The 14,998-nt window shown below is 73.7% G+C and carries 12 protein-coding genes; 5 read left to right on the forward strand and 7 right to left on the reverse strand.

Annotated features, from left to right (window positions below; all coding sequences use genetic code 11):
- Positions 1-65 precede the first annotated feature (65 nt).
- The 3 genes from ACFV2X_RS29440 to ACFV2X_RS29450 are packed head-to-tail and all read right to left on the reverse strand — an operon-like array spanning position 66 to position 3,206.
- Complete coding sequence (locus tag ACFV2X_RS29440) at positions 66-863, reverse strand: hypothetical protein (RefSeq protein WP_385622052.1); 798 nt, start codon at positions 861-863, stop codon at positions 66-68.
- Positions 856-2,286 carry an ABC transporter permease subunit gene (locus tag ACFV2X_RS29445; protein WP_385622055.1) on the reverse strand — a complete coding sequence of 477 codons (1,431 nt, stop codon included), beginning with the start codon at positions 2,284-2,286 and terminating at the stop codon, positions 856-858. Before ACFV2X_RS29445 ends, ACFV2X_RS29440 begins: the two co-directional genes overlap by 8 nt.
- Positions 2,283-3,206 carry an ABC transporter ATP-binding protein gene (locus ACFV2X_RS29450; RefSeq protein WP_385622204.1) on the reverse strand — a complete coding sequence of 308 codons (924 nt, stop codon included), beginning with the start codon at positions 3,204-3,206 and terminating at the stop codon, positions 2,283-2,285. Before ACFV2X_RS29450 ends, ACFV2X_RS29445 begins: the two co-directional genes overlap by 4 nt.
- A 132-nt stretch (positions 3,207-3,338) precedes the next feature.
- Between ACFV2X_RS29450 and ACFV2X_RS29455 the strand changes: the two genes are divergently transcribed.
- From ACFV2X_RS29455 to ACFV2X_RS29465, 3 genes are all read left to right on the forward strand, one after another.
- Positions 3,339-4,694: a sensor histidine kinase gene (locus tag ACFV2X_RS29455; protein WP_385622057.1), complete on the forward strand. Its 1,356-nt coding sequence runs from the start codon at positions 3,339-3,341 to the stop codon at positions 4,692-4,694.
- The gene (locus ACFV2X_RS29460; RefSeq protein WP_385622059.1) at positions 4,691-5,392 is read left to right on the forward strand and encodes a response regulator; all 702 of its coding nucleotides are present in this window, start codon (positions 4,691-4,693) and stop codon (positions 5,390-5,392) included. The genes ACFV2X_RS29455 and ACFV2X_RS29460 overlap by 4 nt, the downstream gene beginning before the upstream one ends.
- A gap of 92 nt (positions 5,393-5,484) precedes the next feature.
- A complete protein-coding gene (locus ACFV2X_RS29465; protein WP_385622061.1) occupies positions 5,485-6,432 on the forward strand; it encodes an SMP-30/gluconolactonase/LRE family protein in 948 nt (315 codons plus the stop codon).
- Positions 6,433-6,458: 26 nt separating this feature from the next.
- Here the strand turns inward: ACFV2X_RS29465 and ACFV2X_RS29470 are convergent, their stop codons facing one another.
- The 4 genes from ACFV2X_RS29470 to ACFV2X_RS29485 all read right to left on the reverse strand — a co-directional run bounded on the left by ACFV2X_RS29470 (position 6,459) and on the right by ACFV2X_RS29485 (position 11,554).
- Positions 6,459-7,787 (reverse strand): FlgD immunoglobulin-like domain containing protein, encoded by a 1,329-nt coding sequence (locus tag ACFV2X_RS29470; RefSeq protein ID WP_385622063.1) that lies wholly within the window; start codon positions 7,785-7,787, stop codon positions 6,459-6,461.
- 195 nt (positions 7,788-7,982) lie between these two features.
- Positions 7,983-9,341, reverse strand: a complete 1,359-nt coding sequence (locus tag ACFV2X_RS29475) for a DUF1996 domain-containing protein (RefSeq protein WP_385622065.1) — start codon at positions 9,339-9,341, stop codon at positions 7,983-7,985.
- A gap of 180 nt (positions 9,342-9,521) precedes the next feature.
- A complete protein-coding gene (locus ACFV2X_RS29480; RefSeq protein WP_385622206.1) occupies positions 9,522-10,208 on the reverse strand; it encodes a response regulator in 687 nt (228 codons plus the stop codon).
- On the reverse strand, positions 10,205-11,554 hold the full coding sequence (locus ACFV2X_RS29485) for a sensor histidine kinase (protein ID WP_385622067.1): 1,350 nt from the start codon (positions 11,552-11,554) through the stop codon (positions 10,205-10,207). Before ACFV2X_RS29485 ends, ACFV2X_RS29480 begins: the two co-directional genes overlap by 4 nt.
- Positions 11,555-11,772: 218 nt before the next feature.
- Between ACFV2X_RS29485 and ACFV2X_RS29490 the strand changes: the two genes are divergently transcribed.
- On the forward strand, positions 11,773-12,474 hold the full coding sequence (locus tag ACFV2X_RS29490; RefSeq protein ID WP_385622069.1) for an ABC transporter ATP-binding protein: 702 nt from the start codon (positions 11,773-11,775) through the stop codon (positions 12,472-12,474).
- Entirely contained in the window at positions 12,471-14,876 is a 2,406-nt protein-coding gene (locus ACFV2X_RS29495) for an FtsX-like permease family protein (RefSeq protein ID WP_385622071.1), read from the forward strand. Before ACFV2X_RS29490 ends, ACFV2X_RS29495 begins: the two co-directional genes overlap by 4 nt.
- Positions 14,877-14,998: the final 122 nt, after the last annotated feature.

Consider the following 14,998-nt stretch of genomic DNA (forward strand, 5'->3'; position numbering starts at 1 on the left):
CGCTACCGCGCGCTGGGGTTCGACTCCCTCGTCGGCTCACCTGGGGGAAGCTGACTCAGGTCCCGTCACGCGTCCCGGAACCGCAGCCCCGCCCACCCCACGGCCAGCGCCGCCCCGGCCCAGGCCGCGAGGACACCGAGCCCCGCCCACGGGCCGAGGGGCGCGGGGCCGGTGCCCGGGAGGGCGGTCTGGACGGCGAGGCCGGCGCTCATCGGCGAGACCTTCTGGACCAGGTGAAGAGTGTGCGTGGACATCGGGATGACCTTCGTGGCCAGAAACGGGCCGTACAGCAGCGCCGCCGTGGCCCCGACGGCCACCCCGGCGTGCCGGAGCACGGCGGCCACCCCGGCGCCCAGCAGCGCGACCAGCGCCAGGTACAGCAGGGTGCCGACGGCCGCCCGCCACAGCTCCGGGTCGGACAGGGCCGCCGTACCGTGGCCCCGCCCCGCCGGCACGGCCCGCCCGGCGAGCACCGACCCGAGCACCCCGGGGACACCCGCGCCGAGCACCGCCGCGGTCACGACGGCGGCCTTCGCGGCGAGGACGCCGGTCCGTCCCGGGTGCGCGGCCAGCGTCGTACGGATCACCCTCGGCTGGTACTCGGAGGCGACCAGCGCCACCCCGACCGCGAGGGCGGCGAGTTGTGCGGCGTAGACGCCCGACAGGGCGAGCGCCACCGGGTCCGCCGGGGTGTCCCGGGGGCGCCCCTGGCCCGCGGCGGTGAGCGCGGTCACGCCCGCCATCAGCGCGGCCAGGGCCGCCAGGGTCCACAGCTGGGACGGCACCGTGCACAGCTTGGTCCACTCGGCGCGCAGCGCCCGCCCTGCGCTCAGCCCCCGCCCGGTGCGCCGCGCCTCACGCATCGCGCCTGCCCTGCACCCAGAACGCGGCGCCGAGCGCCACCGCCGTGTACCCGCACAGCACGGCGAGGCCGCCCCAGGGGCTGATCGAGTCGTCGATCAGGGAGAGGGTCTGGCGGATCGCCAGACCCGCGATCGGGGTTGCCCGGTTGACCCCGTCGTTGACACCGACCGAGCTGATCCGGGCGACGATCGGAAGCACGAGGAACACCGAGAAGAGCAGGATCACCGCCCCCGCCGTACGCCGCACCAGCACGCCGACGCCCAGGCTGAACAGCGCGACCAGGGCCATGGCGGCTGCCGTGCCGACGACCGCGCGCAGCACCGCCGGGTCGGTGAGGGAAGGGTCGGGAAAGGTCGGCGGCCCCATGCCGTTGCGGCTCTGGATCGGCCGGGTGAGCAGCAGGACGGTGACGGTCGCCGCGAGCCCGGCGGCGAAGACCGTGCCCGCCAGCACGACGGCCTTGGCGGCCAGCACCCGGGCCCGGCGCGGGGAGGCGCTGAACGTCGTACGGATCGTGCCGGTCCGGTACTCGGAGGTCACCGCGAGCACACCGAGCGCGATCGCCGCAATTATCCCGAACTGCGCACCGGACAGGCTGTCCTTGACCCGGTCGAAGCTGTTGAGCATGTCGCCGACGCCGGCCATCCCGATGCGGCCCATGTCGCCGCTCCCGGTGACGGTGAACGCGCCGCCGTCGCGCCGCAGGGTGCCCGGATTGTCCGACGCCGTGCGGATCTCGGCGGGCGGCCCGCCGGCCGTGGGAGCCTCGGCCACGTCCGTCAACTGCCAGTCGCCCGCCGCCGGCGCCAGGGCCACGTGGTCGAAGACGGCGGTGCCGGTGGTGGGCTCGAAGCTGCCCGTGACATTACCGGGACCCACATGGCGCTCGTGCTTGCGCGCGGGGGAGGCCACGAACAGCCCCGCCTGGGCGCGTGTCGGCAGCGCGCGGACGGTGAGGGTCCCGACCTTCCGCCACGTACGGCCGTCCGCCGACTCGTACCCGGTCACATTCCGCCCCGAGCGGGTCAGCCGCAGCCACACCGGGGCGTTGGTGTCGCCGCTGCCGGTGACTTCGGTCTTCGCGTCGGCCAGCATCCGTACACCGTGGTCGGGGGTGACCATCAGGGCCACGTACGAGGAGCCGCTGGCCGTGGACGCCTTCATGACGACGCCGGACTTCGCCCAGGGGGCGCTGTCCTTCTGCCGGGCGACGCGCGCGGTGACGCTGCCGTCGCCGGTGAGTTCGCGGTGTACGAAGCTGAAGTGGTCGACGGTCCGCGGGGCGTCGTTGGCGTTGCCGTGGCCGCCCTGCGCGGCGAGACAGCCGATGAGGACGGTCAGGGCGACGGCGGCCAGCAGGGCGACGGCGGTGCTGCGCACCGACATCAGCTTGGTCCACTCGGCGCGGATCGCGCGTATCACGAGCCCTCCCGCGCTTGGAATTCGACGGCGTCCCGGGTCAGCTCCAAATAGGCCTCCTCCAGTGAGGCGCGATGCGCCGCCACCTCCGAGAACGGCACCCCGCCCGCGCCGAGCAGCGCCACCACGCGCTCGGCGGCCAGCCCGTCCACGGTGAGCCGGTCGGGCCCCAACACCGCCACCTCGGCCCCGGCCCCGGTCAGCGCCGTCACCGCTTCCGCGCGGCGCGGGGTACGCAGCGTCACGCGCCCCTTGGACGCGGCGGCCAGCAGCGTCGCCACATCGGTGTCCGCGAGCAGCCGGCCCCGGCCGATGACGATGACGTGGTCGGCGGTGTCCTCCAGTTCGCTCATCAAGTGGCTGGAGACCAGCACGGTGCGCCCCTCGGCGGCCAGCGACCGCAGAAAGCCACGGATCCACTGGATGCCCTCGGGATCGAGCCCGTTCACCGGCTCGTCCAGAATCAGCACCGGCGGATCGCCCAACAGCGCCGCCGCGATACCGAGCCGCTGCCGCATCCCCAGCGAGAATCCCCCCGCCCGCCGCCGTGCCGCGGACGCGAGCCCGACCAGTTCCAACACCTCGTCGACGCGCCGCGCGGGCAGCCCGTTGTACCGCGCCAGCCACAGCAGATGACTGCGCGCCCGACGCCCGGGGTGCACCGCCTCGGCATCGAGCAGCGCCCCGACGACCTTCAACGGCTCGCGCAGCGAGGCGTACGGCCGGCCGCCGATCAGAGCGGTGCCCCCGTCCGGGGCGTCGAGCCCCATCACCATCCGCATGGTCGTCGACTTCCCCGCGCCATTGGGCCCGACGAACCCGGTGACCAGGCCCGGCCGCACCGCGAACGTCAGCCCGTCCACGGCCGCCGTGGGCCCGTAGCGCTTCCGCAGGTCGTGGGCCTCGATCGAGAGGCCCGTCATGGTTTTCGCCATGCCCAGGGACGCTACGCAGCGGTGTGCGGTGGGCCGTCACGCCGGTGGGGAATCTTTCCGGCCCGGGTGTCCCCCGCGCGGGGGACGGCAGGGAGCGCCGCCCGCCGCATAATGACCGGCGTGAGGTGGAGAAAGCCCCTGGCCGGCGTGGCGGAGCGGGCTGCGGGCGGGCTGGCCGCGGGCGGGCGCGGGGCGGCGGCGCGGGCCGCTGACAGGCGCGCCGTGGCTGGGCGCGGGGCTGACGGGCGCGCAGCGGCTGGGCGAGGCGTGGCCGGGGCGCGCGGCGCGGCCGGGCGCTGGGTGGCTGCGCTGCGGCGGCTCGGCCGCGCCCCGGATCTGCCGCTCGTGGCGGCCGCGGCGCTGTGCGCCGCCGGGCTGCTCCAGGCCGTCGTGCCCATCGATGACCGGCCCCGCGCCGACATCCCGCTCACCCTGGCCCTGGTCCTCGGCTCTACCGCACCGCTCGCCTTCGCCCGCAGCCAACTCCTCCCCGCCGCCACGGCGGTGACGGCCGCGGTCCTGCTGACCCCCCTCAGCGGGCGGCTGCCCTGCGCCGCCGCGCTGCCCGCCCTGGCCGCACTGCTCTATCTGACCGGACTGCGCCGCTCGCCCCGCACCACGCTCCTGCTCGCCGTCCCCTTCGTGGCGTACGCGGTGGGCCCGGCCCCAACCGCGGCGGGCGGCAAGCCCTTCGGCACAGCCCTGCTGGTGGGCGCCGCGGCCGCGCTCGCGGCCGGCGCGGCACGGCGGGCCGGCGGGGAGGCCGCCGCCCGGTCCGCGGCCGAGGGGGCGTACGCGCACACCGTGCTGGAACACGCGGCGCGCGGCGAACGGGCCCGGATCGCCCGCGAGCTGCACGATGTCGTCGCCCACCACATCTCCACCCTGTCCGTGCAGGCCGAGACCGCCCGGCTGACCACCCCCGGGCTGCCCCCACTGGGCGCCGAGCGGCTCCTGGCGATCGGCGACACGGCCCGGCAGGCGCTCACCGAAATGCGCCGCTTGCTGGGCGTGTTGCGCGACGACGCGTCGGCCGAGGCGCCCGCGACGCGCCGGCCACAGCCCGGACTCGACCAGCTCCTCACCCTCGTCGACGAGGCCCGCGACACCGCGGGCGGCGGGGTCCGGCTCGTCATACGCGGCCGGATCACCCCCCTGGACCCGGGCCTGCAGCTCACCGCCTACCGCATCGTCCAGGAGGCCCTGACCAACGCCCGCCGACACGCCCCCGGCGCGCCGGTCGACGTCGAACTCCACTACGCCGAGGGCGCGCTGTGCGTCACCGTACGCGACATCGGCGCCGGCCCCGCCCCGACCGCCGGCCCCGCCCCCGCCCGCGACGCCGACGCCGGCCACGGCCTCCTCGGCATGCGCGAACGCGTCGCCATGGCCGGCGGCACCCTGCGCACCGAACACGGCCCGGCGGGCGGCTTCGTCGTCGCGGCCGAACTGCCGCTGCGCGAGGCGGCCGCATGACCGTACGCATCGTCATCGCCGACGACCAGGACGTGGTGCGCGCCGGATTCGGCGCGCTGCTGGACACCCAGCCCGACCTGTCCGTCGTCGGCAGCGCGGCGGACGGCGCCGCGGCGGTGGGGGTCTGCCGCGAGACGCGCCCCGACGTCGTCCTCATGGATGTGCGCATGCCGGTCCTCGACGGCATCGAGGCCACCCGCCGCATCATCGCGGGTGCCGGGGCGGGCACCGGACCCGGCCGCGGCCCGCGCATCGTCATGCTGACCACCTTCGACCTCGACGAGTACGTCTACGACGCCCTGGCCGCCGGCGCCAGCGGCTTCCTCCTCAAGGACATGACCGCGGAACGCCTCTTCGAGGCCGTACGCGTGGTCGCCGCCGGCGAAGCCCTGCTCGCCCCCACCGTCACCCGCCGCCTCATCGGCGAGTTCGTCCGCCTGCGCCCTCACACCGCCGAACCCTCCCCGCTCGCCCTCCTGACCCCGCGCGAAACCGAAGTGCTCCGCCTCATCGCGGAGGGCCTGTCCAACGCCGAGATCGCCGCCCGCCTCACGGTGAGCGCCGAGACCGTAAAGACCCACGTCAGCCGAGTCCTGGCCAAACTCGGCGCCCGCGACCGGGCCCAGGCGGTGATGCTGGCGTATGAGTTCGGCCTGGTCGTGCCCCGCTCGGGTGGGCCACGAAAGGCGCCGTGGTAGCCGTGCCGTTGTAGACCTATCTCGTATCGAGATCGATGAAGTGACAGACATGTGTTGGACTCATCGATCGCCCGCGCGTGAGACTGCGAGGCATGACGAGTCGAACCCGGAACCACCCCCAGCCGACGCGCCGCACCCTTCTCCGCGGCGCCGTTGTCGCCGCGCTCACGGCGACGACGGTCGGCGTCGGCGCGGCGCAGGCCGCCACGTGGCCGACCGAGTTCCCGCTCCCCGACGGCTTCATCCCTGAGGGGATCACCATCGGCCGCAGCCCGTACGCCTACATGGGCTCACGTGCCAACGGCGCGGTTTACCGCACCGATCTGCGCACCGGTGAGGGCCGAGTCATCCACAAGGGCACCACGGGCACGGTGGCCGTGGGGCTCAAGCTGGACGAGGACGGCCTGCTGTACATCTCAGGAGGCGGCGCAGGGACCGCGCGCGTCGTCGACTCCCGCTCGGGCGAACTGCTGGCCACGTACCAGCTGACCGACACCTCCGGCCACTTCATCAACGACGTCATCCTGCTGGGCGACCGCGCCTGGTTCACCGACTCGACCGACGCCGCCCTCTACGGCGTACCGCGCGGCCGCGAGGGGACGGTCCGCCGCCTGCGGCTCGGCGGCGACTGGGTACAGACGCCCAACGTCTACAACGCCAACGGCGTCGTCGGCACCCCGGACGGCCGAGGACTGATCGTCGTCAGCAGCTCGCCCGGCAGGCTCTACCACGTGGACCTGGCCGACGGCCACGCCACCGAGATCGCCCTGATCGGCGCCACCGACGTGGCCAACGGCGACGGCCTCCTCCGTATCGGCCGCACGCTGTACGTGGTGCAGAACCGGCTGAACCTCATCAGCGTCTTCGGCCTCGACACCAGGGCCCGCTCGGCGACGTTGCGCCGCACGATCACCGACCCCCGCTTCGACGTCCCCACCACCGCCGCCCGCTGGGCCGATCGCCTCTACCTCGTCAACGCCCGCTTCACCTCGCCCCAGACACCGGAAACGACGTTCAACACCGTCGCGGTCCCTCTCTGAGTCGGTGTGGGGTTCGTCCCCGCCGGTCAGGTGCCGGTGACGGCGATCTCCCCGGTGGTGGTGCTGGTGCCGGCGCCCTCGACGGCCGTGGCGGTCAGCGTCCAGGTGTGGCGGCCGTTGTCGGTGTACGTGCCCGCGTCGGTCTTGCCGTCCCACGCGACGTCCGCCTGGGGGCTGCCGCTCCCCGTGAGGGTGCGGACGGTGCGCCCGCTCGCGTTCTTGACGGTGAAGGTCCAGGTCACCGGCTTGTTGAACTGCCAGGTGCTGCCCCACCGCGCGTTATCGACATCCAGCGAGGTGCCGTCCACATCGGACTCGATCTTCGCCAGGGACTGGGTGGGGACCCCGCTGGGCACGACGTGGATCGCGTTGGCGGAGTCGACGTACGCGATGTCGCCGCCCCACTTGTCCACGGCCCAGGTCAGTCGGCGCTGGTCGGCGGTGTTGCCGGCCGGCAGGTCCGCGATCGGGCGCGGGGCCGCGGCGGTGCCGGTGTGGAAGTCGGTGAGCAGCAGTTGGCCGGCGGTGCGGTCGTGGCGGACCAGGTAGCCGTCGCCGACGAGGGCGGGTCCTGAGGGGACGGTGAAGCTCTTCTTCGCCGTACGGTCGTAGACCCCGGCCGGGCCGGTCGTACCGCAGCTCCAGTAGACCCAGCGCCCCATGACCTGTAGTTCCTTGATGACGCAGGGCGCGCCCGTGGCGACCGTCTCGACGAGTCTCTTCGTCTTGATGTCGGTCTGGGTGACGGTCCCCGCGGTGGAGCTCGCGGCCCACAGCCGGGTGCCCCAGACGGAGGCGGCGGTGATGGAGCGGGTGATCCGGATGTCCGTGGTGCGGTACGGCTGGAGGTCGTCGAGGTACTGCTTGTTGGTGGACTGCGCGTTGTAGAGGAAGTAGCGGCCGGTGACATCCACGATCCGGGCGCCCGTCACGGCCGGTTCCACGCCGTGGTAGGTGTTGGGGCTCGTCCGGATCTGGACGTATTCCTTGCCGTCGTCCACGAAGACGAGGCCGACGTCGCCGTTGCCGGATCCGACCAGCGGGATGCATTCGCCCGCGTCGCACGGTACGCGCTTGATGTGGTCGCCGTCGGCGAAGGTACCGGCGTACATCATCGGGACCCGGGTGGCCGCCGTCGATCCGTCCGGCGCGACCCGCCGTGTCATGACGTACTGCTCGCGGGACGCGCTGTGCTCCACGGTGGCCAGCGTGCCGCCCGCGAAGTCGATGCCCCAGACGCCGTCCGTCTGGATCGGCAGCGGGGTATCCGCGGCGTTCGCGCTGGTGGTCGCGGTGAGACCCGCGACGAGGGCGACGGCGGCGGCCAGTAACGGACGACGGACAGGGCGTCTCAAGGGGGCCTCCCAGAACGGTGGATTCCGCCGTGGTGGCGGGTGTGGACCAGGTTCTCGGGTGTGGGGCCCCGTATGCGCCTCGCGGGCGTGTCGGATGGAGCGTAGCAGCGGGGTGGCAGCGGAAGCTTTGGTTCATCTGAACCAATGAACACGAAAAAGCCCGGCAGGGGGCATTCCCCCTGCCGGGTCAGTGGGTCAGCCGCACTTGCGGCCGCTGTTGATGCAGCTCACGGCCTGCTTCATCAGCTTCTGCGACATCACGTTGATGAAGTCGCCGTGGTCCGTCACCGGCTTGTGCAACTGCTCGGGGAAGCTGTCCACCGCGAAGTTGCGGGCGCCGGGTGCGAGCTTGTAGGTGATCCGCTGGACCAGCTGCGGAATGGCCTTGAACCCCTGCTGGCACGAGCCGTCCGCGCGGGCGAACGCCACATGCGTACGGTGGTTCGCGCTGTCGATGTTCTTGCCGTCCCAGCAGCTCTGGAACTTGAACGTGCGCACCACGTTGCTGCCCTTCGGGCACACCGGGTACTTGTCCTTCAGCTGGCGGTTCTCGAATCCGGTGCAGCTCCAGGACGCGTTGGCGTTGGCCGTGCCGTTGGTGAACGCCTTGGCGTCACCAGTGATGATGCGCAGGAACTTGGGCATCTCCACGACCTTGGAGACCGGGTTGCCCTTGAAGCTGAGCTGTACGGAGGTGGGCCGCAGGATGCGCCCCACGTTGCCTTCCGTACCGCCGCCCGGGGCGCCCGCGTCGAACTCCTTCGTGCCGTCCTGAAGCCGCAGGACCGGCCAGTAGTGGGTGGAGCGGTCGCCGTTGGTGCAGGTGGTCCCGGCGGATTCGAGGACCTGGTTGGAGGCGAAGGCGTCCGTCTTCTTGTTGCCGACGTAGTCGTGCATGTGGTGGGCGCCGTTGCCCACGCCGGGGGCCACGATGACGTTGTCGGAGTTGAAGTGCTTGTTCTCGTTGCGTCCGCAGCGCGAGGAGAAGGTGCCCTTGGAGCCCTTGGCCTGCACCCGGGGGTTCTTGACGTTGGGCTTGACCTTGCGGATGTCCACGAAGTCCGCCCGCTGCGGGCCGGACTGCTGCTGGCCGCCCGCGCCCTGCCCGCCCGTGCCCTGTGCGCCCGCGGCCGGGGCCGCGTCCCCCGCCGCGGGGGTGTTCGGCGCCGCGGCCTGGGCGTCCGCGGCGGCCGTTTCGTCTCGCTTGACCGTGCAGGCCGCGAGCGAGTCCAGGCCCGACGGGCGAGGCTGGACCTTCTCGATCTCGGTGGCGATCCGGTCCAGGGTCTGCCGCCGCTCGGACGCCAGCGGGTCCAGTACGCGGGTGCGTACGGACTCCTGGTCGGCTTTCGCGCCCGGCTCCGCGAGCCGCTGGTACGCGTCGGCGACCTGGCTGTCCATTTTCGCCAGCTCGTTGTTGACGGCGGGCCGCGCCTGCTGCGGCACGTTCGACAGGCTGGTGGCGACATCCGGGCACTTGACCGTCATGCCGGCCCGCGCGGCCGCTTGTTGCGCCGGGGTCTCCTTGGCGGCCGAGGCGTTGTTGTCGGTCATCAGGAGCGCTCCGCCCCCGACAGCCAGGGCCGTCACACCGACCACGGACATAACGATCACTCGGGACCGCTTATGTCTCTTCCTGTTTTTCACCGGGCCGCCCCTCATCGGTTGTCGTCGCATACCGAAGAGATACGTAAACGGGGGCGGTTCTTCTCAGCGCTCTTCTCAGCGCCCTTCTCAGCCGCCGTCGGCATCCCGTCGCGCACCGGGGCTGACCAGCCCGGTTTCATACGCCACGACCACGGCCTGGACCCGGTCGCGCAGCCCGAGCTTGGCGAGGATACGGGCGACATGGGTCTTGACGGTGGCCTCGGAGAGGCGGAGGCGGGCGGCGAGTTCGGCGTTGGACAGGCCCTGGGCCAGCAGCCGCAGCACCTCCGCCTCGCGCGGGGTCAGCGCGGCCAGGTCGCGGTGGAGCGCGGAGGTGTCGGGGTCCCGGCGGGCGTAACGCTCCACGAGGCGGCGGGTGATGGCCGGGGCCAGCAGCGCGTCGCCGTCGCGGACCATGCGGACGGCGGCGACCAGATGCTCGGGGGTGACGTCCTTGAGGAGGAAGCCGCTGGCACCGGCGGACAGCGCCGCGTAGACGAAGTGGTCGAGGTCGAACGTGGTCAGGATGATCACGCGGGGCTCGCCGGGGGCGCCGGTCAGAATGCGCCGGGTCGCCTCCAGGCCGTCCACGTCCGGCATCCGGATGTCCATCAGCACCACATCCGGCCGGGTGCGCCGGACCGCCTCGACGGCCTCTGCGCCGTCCGCCGCCTCGGCGACCACGTCGATGCCGTCGGCCGCCAGGATCATCGTGAAGCCCGTACGGACGAGCGCCTGGTCGTCGGCGACCACCACGCGCAGCGGCCCGGTCACCTCTCCTCCAGGGGGCACATCTCCTCCAGGGGGATGGTTGCTTCGACGCGGTAACCGCCGCCGGGGCGCTGCCCGGTGTGCAGGGTCCCACCGTAGACGGACAGCCGCTCGCGCAGGCCGATCAGCCCGCGCCCGCCGCCGGCCGCCGCGGACGCGCTCGGGGTGCCACCGGTGTCGGTGACCGCGACCCGCAGCCGGTCGTCGCCGTACGCGACGGTGACCGCCGCCGTCGATCCGGCCGCGTGTTTCACGGTGTTGGTCAGCGCCTCCTGCACCACGCGGTACGCGGCGAGGCCGACCCCGGACGGGACGGGGCGCGGCGTCCCGGTCACGGTGAGCTCGACCGGCAGCCCGGCCTCCCGTACCCGGGCGACCAGCGTGTCCAACTGGCCCAGGCCCGGCTGTGGGGCGAGGTCCGGGGTGGCTGCTCCGTCGGTGGCGGTGGTGTCTTCGTCCATCGTCAGCAAGCCCATCGCATGACGCAGTTCGGCCATCGCCGCCCGGCCGCTCGCCTCGACCGCGAGCAGCGCCTCACGGGCCCGGTCCGGGGTGGTCGCCATGACCTTGCGGGCGGCCCCCGCCTGGATCACCATCACGCTCACGTTGTGCGTCACCACGTCGTGCAACTCGCGGGCGATGCGGGCACGTTCCTGTTCCGCGGCGCGGCGCAGCTCCTCGGCCCGTTCGCGCTCCAGCGCGGACATCCGCGCGTGGCTCTCGCCGGCCCGCAGCTGCCAGGTGCGCAGCCCGTTGGCCGCCACCACGATCGGCACCAGGATCAGCAGCGGGATGTACTCGTTCTGGACGACGGGCAGCGTGCCGTCCGCGAGCCTGCTCAGCGCGAACACCGCCACCGGCAGACTCGCCAGCGTGGCCACCCGGTAAGGGCTGTACGCCGCGGCGCCGTAGGCGGCGATCACGCAGGCGTACGAGGTGGTCCTTGGCGCCTCGGCCGGAGTCAGCGCGACCGCGACCGTCACGATCCACAGCACGGCGAGCGGATACCGGCGGCGCAGTGCGAGCGGCGCCGAGGCGAGCACCGCCAGGGCCACCGGGACGAACCAGCCGCTCAGCCAGTCCGGGGCCGGGGGCGGTCCACTCGGCGGCAGCGGGGGCGCGGGCTCGGACGGCCCGGCAGGGAACCACGGCTCGACCGCGCCGTCGACGACCGCCTCGACCCGCCCGTCCCAGTGCTCCACGGCGTACTGGACGCTGGCGATGCCCAGGGCCAGCGCCAGCGCCGCGTCGAAGACCAGGCCGCGGCGGGTGGGGCGGGGCAGCGGACCGGTCGCGCGCTTCAGCGCCTTGGCCGCTCCGCGCAGCCGGTCCGCCAACGGCACGTTCATCACCGGCCCATTCTGGCCACCGGCCCGGCCCCGCCACATCCTTCCGCCGGTCCTGGGGGCCGCCCGCCCGTACATCGCTCGCCTACATCGCGGGGATGACGGCGGCCGCCCTCATCCCGGCGCGGTACCGGAAATGCCCCGGTCGAGCGACGTGCTCGGGCAGGCCCCACGCCTAGCGTCCAACCGCGCCAGACGCGTACGTATCGAGGGAGATGTGCATGACCACGCCGGTGATCGAACTGCGGGATGTGAGCCGCGGATACGACGGGGGGCCGCCCGCGCTGGACGACGTGTCGCTGACCGTGCGTGCCGGGGAGGCCGTCGCGATCCTCGGGCCGTCCGGCAGCGGCAAGTCCACGCTGCTCAATCTGATCGCGGGCCTGGACCGGCCGGACTCCGGCACCGTCACGGTGGACGGAGTGCGCGTGGACACCCTGGGCGAGGCGGCGTCGGCGCGCTTCCGGCGCGCGAAGATCGGCATGGTCTTCCAGTTCTTCAATCTGCTCGACGATCTGACCGTCGAGGACAACGTCGCCCTGCCCGCCCGCATGGCGGGCCGGTCGCGCGGCGCGGCTCACCGACGCGCGGCCGAACTGCTCCAGTCGCTCGGCGTCGACCGGCACGCCGACGCCTACCCGGGGCGGCTGTCCGGCGGCGAGCGGCAGCGCGTCGCGGTGGCCCGGGCCCTGGTCAACCGGCCCGCGCTGCTGCTGGCCGACGAGCCGACCGGAGCGCTGGACACCGCCGCGGGCGAGGCCGTCCGCGATCTGCTCACCGAGCTCAACGCCGCCGGGCAGACGGTGGTCCTGGTCACCCACGACCTCGGGCTCGCGCAGTCCTGTACGACGCGTACGGTCCGGCTCGTCGACGGCCGGATCGCCGCAGCAGGACACACCGTCATGGCGGAGGAGGCCCGATGAGCGCCCTGGGCCGCGTCGTGCGCTCGGGGGTGCGCCGCCGCCGGGTGCAGAACGCCGTGATCGGCCTGGCCACCACGATGGCGGTGACCGCGGCCGTCCTGTGCGCCTCGCTGCTCGTGGCCTCCAGCGCGCCGTTCACCGACGCCTTCGCCAAACAGCGCGGCGCGCACCTGTCGGTGCGGTACGACGCGGCCAAGGCCACGGCCGCGCAACTGGCCGGGTCCGCGGACGCCCGCGGGGTCACGGCGGCGGCCGGGCCCTTCCCGACCACGTCAATCACCCCGAGCCTCGACGGCCAGAAGCTCGCACCGATGTCGGTCGTCGGCCGCGCCGATCCCGGCCACGATCAGGTCGACCGCGTCACCCTGACCCAGGGGGTCTGGGCCACCAGGCCCGGCCAGATCGTGCTGTCCGCCGAGGCCGGCGTGCCCCCTTCGCCCGGCCTGCGGCTGAACTTCCCCGACCTGCCCGGCGACCCGACGCTGACCGTGGTCGGCGTGGCCCGCTCGGTCAGCCGCACCGCCGACGCCTGGGTGGCCCCCTCCCAGATCGCCGCACTGACCGCGCCCGGGGCGCGGGCCGGCTACCAAATGCTCTACCGCTTCGCTCACGCGGACAGCGGCGCCCGGATCGCCGCGGGGCGCGCGGCGGTGACGGCGGCGGTGCCCGCCGGGGCGCGGGTCGGCGACCAGCCCTGGCTCGCCGTCAAACGGGAGGCCGAGCAGGAGACCGCGGTGTTCGTGCCGTTCCTCGTCGCCTTCGGCGTGCTCGGCCTGATCATGGCGGTGCTGATCGTGGGCAATGTGGTGGCCGGTGCGGTCGGCGGCGGGCTGCGGCGGATCGGCGTCCTCAAGGCGCTCGGGTTCACCCCCGCCCAGGTCGTACGGGCCTATATGGCCCAGGCCCTGATCCCGGCGGCGTTCGGCACCGTGGTCGGCGTCGTCGCGGGCGTCCTCCTGACCCGCCCCGTTCTGTCCCAGGCCGAAGAGGCCTACGGAACCGCCGCGTTGACGATTGCCCCGTGGGTCGTGGTCGCGGTGGCCGCCGGGGCGCTCGGCCTGGTGGCGGTGACCGCGTGGGCGAGCGCGGCACGGGCCGGGCGGCTGCGGGCCGTCGACGCGCTCGCCGTCGGCCGCTCCGCGCGCCCGAGCCGCGGCCGGGCGGTGGTCCGGCTGACCGGGCGGCTCCCGCTGCCCCGCCCGATCGGCCTCGGCCTGGCCCGCCCGTTCGCACGCCCCGCCCGCGCCGCCGCGATGGTCGCGGCCGTCGCCTTCGGGGCCACCGCCGTCACCTTCGCCGTGGGCCTGGCCGCCTCGCTGAACCGGGTGCAGGACGCCAGGGAGCACGACAGGGCCGATGTCACGGTCGAGGCCAACGCGGCGGTCCTCGGCCCGGAGGGCGGGCCCGGCGCGGAGGGCGGGCCCGGCCAGGACAACGGGCCCGGCCCGCACCGCAAGGGCCCGGGCGGTCCGCCGCGGATCACGGCCGACCCCGCCGTGATCACCGCGGCGATCAAGGCCCAACCGGGGACCCGCGCGTACTACGCCACCGCCGCCACCGAGGTGACCATCGCCGGGCTGTCCGGCACCACCGATCTCCACACCTTCGCCGGGGACGGCACCTGGTCCAACTACCAGAAGGTCTCCGGCAGATGGTTCGAGAAGCCGGGCGAGGCCGTCGTACCGACCCAGTTTCTCGCCGCCACCGGCACCCGGCTCGGGGACACCGTCGCCCTGAACCACGACGGCAAGACGATCCGGGTCCGGATGGTGGGGGAGGTCTTCGACCCCCGGAACCAGGGCATGAACGTCCTCACCGACGCCGCGACGCTCGCCCCCGCGAGCACTCCCGCCGACAGCTACCGCATCACCCTCAAGCCCGGCACGGACGCGGCCGCCTACGTCACCGCCCTGAACTCCGCCCTCGGCTCGCTGGACGTCACCGCGCACACCGGCCCCTCCGGGGGCGAGAGCGAGCTGATCCTCGTCCTCGACGCGCTGGCCGCCCTCCTCACCCTGATGCTCGTCGCCGTCGCTGGTCTTGGCGTGCTCAACGCGGTCGTCCTCGACACCCGCGAACGCGTCCACGACCTCGGCGTACACAAGGCGCTCGGCATGACCCCGCGGCAGACCGTCGTGATGGTCCTCGCCTCGGTCGTCGTGGTGGGTCTTGCGGGCGGCGCCCTCGGCGTCCCGGCCGGTCTGGCCCTGCACGCGGCGGTCGTCCCCGCCATGGGCCACAGCGCCGGACTCACCCTCCCCACCTCGGCCCTCGACGTCTACGCCCTGCCCGAGCTACTTCTGCTCGGCCTCGGCGGCCTGCTGATCGCGGCCACCGGGGCCCTGCTTCCCGCGGGCTGGGCGGCCCGGACGCGTACGGCCACGGCGCTGCGTACGGAGTGAGGCGGAGGAGAACGGGGGCAGGGGCGGGGCGCTCGGCCGCGCCCGTCCCTGCCCCCACGTGCTGCCCACCGGTCAGCCCGCCCCGCACCTCGGGGTTCGCCGGTCAGCGCGCTACACGTGGT

This window comes from Streptomyces sp. NPDC059679 (assembly GCF_042734105.1).
Classification (GTDB): domain Bacteria; phylum Actinomycetota; class Actinomycetes; order Streptomycetales; family Streptomycetaceae; genus Streptomyces.

Excerpts from the sequence above, each read along its gene's own strand:
- ACFV2X_RS29440 (WP_385622052.1), bottom strand. The coding sequence starts at position 863 with ATGCGTGAGGCGCGGCGCACCGGGCGGGGGCTGAGCGCAGGGCGGGCG.
- ACFV2X_RS29450 (WP_385622204.1), bottom strand. The coding sequence starts at position 3,206 with ATGACGGGCCTCTCGATCGAGGCCCACGACCTGCGGAAGCGCTACGGG.
- ACFV2X_RS29460 (WP_385622059.1), top strand. The coding sequence starts at position 4,691 with ATGACCGTACGCATCGTCATCGCCGACGACCAGGACGTGGTGCGCGCC.
- ACFV2X_RS29465 (WP_385622061.1), top strand. The coding sequence starts at position 5,485 with ATGACGAGTCGAACCCGGAACCACCCCCAGCCGACGCGCCGCACCCTT.
- ACFV2X_RS29475 (WP_385622065.1), bottom strand. The coding sequence starts at position 9,341 with ATGACCGACAACAACGCCTCGGCCGCCAAGGAGACCCCGGCGCAACAA.
- ACFV2X_RS29485 (WP_385622067.1), bottom strand. The coding sequence starts at position 11,554 with ATGAACGTGCCGTTGGCGGACCGGCTGCGCGGAGCGGCCAAGGCGCTG.
- ACFV2X_RS29490 (WP_385622069.1), top strand. The coding sequence starts at position 11,773 with ATGACCACGCCGGTGATCGAACTGCGGGATGTGAGCCGCGGATACGAC.
- ACFV2X_RS29495 (WP_385622071.1), top strand. The coding sequence starts at position 12,471 with ATGAGCGCCCTGGGCCGCGTCGTGCGCTCGGGGGTGCGCCGCCGCCGG.